Annotated in this window: 3 protein-coding genes; all 3 read right to left on the reverse strand. The window is 48.8% G+C overall.

Translation table 11 applies throughout. From position 1 onward, the window contains the following. A partial coding sequence (locus tag F6K20_RS30735) for a phage tail sheath family protein (RefSeq protein ID WP_287297249.1) occupies positions 1–821 on the reverse strand: 821 nt, incomplete at its 3' end. A 171-nt stretch (positions 822–992) separates the two neighbouring features. Further along, positions 993–2,237 (reverse strand): phage tail sheath family protein, encoded by a 1,245-nt coding sequence (locus F6K20_RS30740; protein ID WP_008184125.1) that lies wholly within the window; start codon positions 2,235–2,237, stop codon positions 993–995. Positions 2,238–2,385: 148 nt separating this feature from the next. Further along, on the reverse strand, positions 2,386–3,102 hold the full coding sequence (locus tag F6K20_RS30745; RefSeq protein WP_161603163.1) for a carboxypeptidase-like regulatory domain-containing protein: 717 nt from the start codon (positions 3,100–3,102) through the stop codon (positions 2,386–2,388). Positions 3,103–3,257: the final 155 nt, after the last annotated feature.

Here is a 3,257-nt window from a genome sequence, read left to right on the forward strand (position 1 = left end):
TAATTCGCTTCATCGCTGAGGGTACGTGCTCCCCAAACTCGAATACCTCGTCCGGGAAAGGCACGCAGGCAATTAACCCCAAGGGGATTGAGAATGTCCTGCTCGCGATTGGTCAGATTGAACTTTAGATCCACTATTCCTTCAATAGTTTCGTTGGCTGGTGCTTTGTGAACGCCAAATTGTTGATCGCTACGGGCGTAAACTCCAGCAATGTGACCACAGGGGGGCATCCAGTCGGGACCGTTTTCAGCTTTAATCCAGGGATAATACAAAGCACCGTTTTTGCCTTGCAGTTTCGACCTTTGCTCTGTTACCCTCTCTAGAGACTGAGTCACCTGTACTGCTACTGGAGGGAGCGAGTCTAAGATGGCAAAGCGATCGCCAAGCAGATCACAGTGTTCTAAGATGACATTCTGCATCCTCAACACGTCATCCTGGTCAGGGTTTCCCCGCATTAGATCTGGCACACAGACCAAATCGATCTCATTCAAGGATGCGATCGCTCCTAGTCCTCCACTATCATCTCCCGGTCCTCCCAGTGCTTCTGTGATAGAAACTGTGTCTTCTAGCCGCACAACCAAGCAGAAGCTGCCACCATTCTCAAAGAACCCACGCACAGCATAAGCTAGGTAACCGTCAGCTAGAGGCTGACCAAAAGTTTCTGTGAATTGGGACCATAGGGTAAGTGACTGCGGGGAGTTAATTGGTCCAGTCTCGGCAAACCCTAGGAATACAGGTACACCTGTGAACAGTCCAGGGGCTGGTTTAGGGAATATCTCCTCTCGGTAGACACCTGGTGTCAGTTGCTGGGAAGTTACCATACTTTGATCTTCCTTGTTCCTATGGATTTGGGGTGTAAGCTTTGGGGTGTAAGCTTTGGGGTGTAAGCTTTGGGGTGGGACCCGGGCGCGCGCTGTGGGAAGATTTTGAGCAAAAAAACCCTACTCCCTACTCCCTACTCCCTACTTCCCTACTCCCTACTCCCTACTGGCCTAGCTACCACTAGGTCCTGCCCACTGGCTCAGGCGGAAGATCACAAATTCAGCTGGCTTGGTCACTGCTACACCAATTTCTGTTACCACCTGACCTAAATCTCTGACTTCTGGGGGATTGGTCTCTTCATCACACTTGACGTAAAAGGCTTCCTCAGGTGTATTCCCAAATAAAGCCCCTGTACTCCAGACATTGGTTAGGAAGGCGTTAATATTACGGGTAATCTGCGCCCAAAGTTCAGGATTATTGGGTTCAAATACCATCCACTGAGTACCTTCGTCAATAGATTCCCGCAGATAATTGAACAGGCGGCGGACGTTGATGTACTTAAATTCTCCATTGGCATCACCACCGATGGTGCGTGCTCCCCAGACTCGAATATTGCCATTGAGATTACGGATGCAATTGATGCCTTGAGGGTTGAGTCCATCCTGCTGGGCTTTGCTGATGTTGTACTTGAGACCCAATGCTCCTAATATTGTTTCATTCGCTGGGGCTTTGTGGACTCCTCGTTGTGTATCGACGCGGGCATAGAGACCGGCGAGATGACCACTGGGCGCTACATAGAGCAGACCATCGCCTTTGGGGTTCTGTGTGTTGGTGGCTGGATCGAAGACTTGAATCCAGGGGAAGTAAAAAGCGGCATAATCAGATTTGCTAGGTACATTGCCATCCCCTGGTTGCATGGTTTTCCAAGTATCATCCAAATTTTCCTGACTATCCAAGATAGCGAAGCGATCCTGGGTCTTCTGTTGACAGTGAGTGATGATGGCATCGACAACACTGCTGTTGGTAATGCCAGGGGCAGCAACGATCGCAATTTCGTCAATAGGCTCAAATGTATTTTCTAGGAAGTCAGCCGTAATCTCACTCTCTGCTGCTGCCCGCACCACATAGCAGCGAGTACCACCGTTGTTAAAGAATCCATAGACGGCGTGAGCTAGCTGACGCTGACCTGGATCGGTTGAGAAGTCTCCAAAGAACTTCTTGAACTCACCAAAGTTAGTACACAGCTTTACCTCACCACTAGTAACAGGAGATGAAAAAGGCTTTGTAATATGAGCTGGATTATTGGTTGGATCTATGTCTTGGCTTGGGTCATAGGCAGGGTTTGGTTCTGGAACGTCTATCGAGTCCGGTACGACACCGATAAAACCTGCTGTGCTGGTCCCCACTCCCACAATTGGAGCAGAACCGGAGGAAACTTCCTCGACGTATACACCGGGCGATAAATAGGTTGGCATTTTCTCTACTCCTTGAATAAGTCAAATCAAAGGCTGGATGTGAGCAAAGCTCTCTAACTCTTCGGTTGATATAACTAGGTGTTTCCTAGTTTATTTACTCTGGTCAGAGAAAAATCTTTAAAGCTCTCTAACTCTTCGGTTGATATAACTAGGTGTTTACTACCCCATTTTTTCTGGTCAGAGAAAAATCTTGAATGGTCACTTGCCCTTGGTTCAAGTCTACAAGTTGAGAGGTTTCTTGCTGGTAGCCTTGGGCAACAACTTTAACTATAACCTGGCGAGGACTTGATGTATCCCTAGATGCTTCTAAACCACTCAGGAGATAGTTCCCATCGTTGTCAGCAAAGGTATACTCACCACTCCCCTCAATCTCGACTTTGGCCATAACGACAGCTTGATCGTCTGAGTTGTTGGTGACGTTACCCTCGAGAGCAGTTGGTTGGAAATAGAAATTAACAGTAGGTATCGCGATCGCACCAGTTTCTGGATCTCTTGACACCTCAACCTCGGTCTGATCGGATTCCGGATCAGAACCAGGCGGTATAGTTTTGATGGTTGGGTCAGCACTATAGCGAGTACCCGTACCTGGCAAGGAAGCCGTCAAGGTATATTTCCCATCAGGGAGATCCTGGAAGTAAAAATAGCCGTCAACTCTGGTACGAGTGCGGTCAGGTCGCTCGACCCTCTTTTCCCAGTCATCTCCGTACAGGCCAGCTAGCAGATCTATCTTGCTTTTCAAGCTTTCGGGCATATCGGCAATTTCGACCACTGCTCCGGGAATCACCTGCTCAGTTTGGGCATCTTTAACCTGCCCAGCGATCGCGACCCGATGGCGGATTGTCTCCAACCTGATCTTATTTGACACCAGCACAATCTCCTTAGTCAACTACAGGATTTAAACATCGCCCCCTCAATCCCCCTCTGTCAAAAAGCGAAGCATCCGCTAATTCCCCCCAGTATTGGGGGGTTAGGGGGGCGGGGGACTTTGAGAGTAGTAAGCTGTTGTGCATTTAAACTGCA

The sequence above is a fragment of the Moorena sp. SIO2C4 genome, from assembly GCF_010672485.1.
Classification (GTDB): Bacteria; Cyanobacteriota; Cyanobacteriia; order Cyanobacteriales; family Coleofasciculaceae; genus Moorena; species Moorena producens.

Excerpts from the sequence above, each read along its gene's own strand:
- F6K20_RS30740 (WP_008184125.1), bottom strand. The coding sequence starts at position 2,237 with ATGCCAACCTATTTATCGCCCGGTGTATACGTCGAGGAAGTTTCCTCC.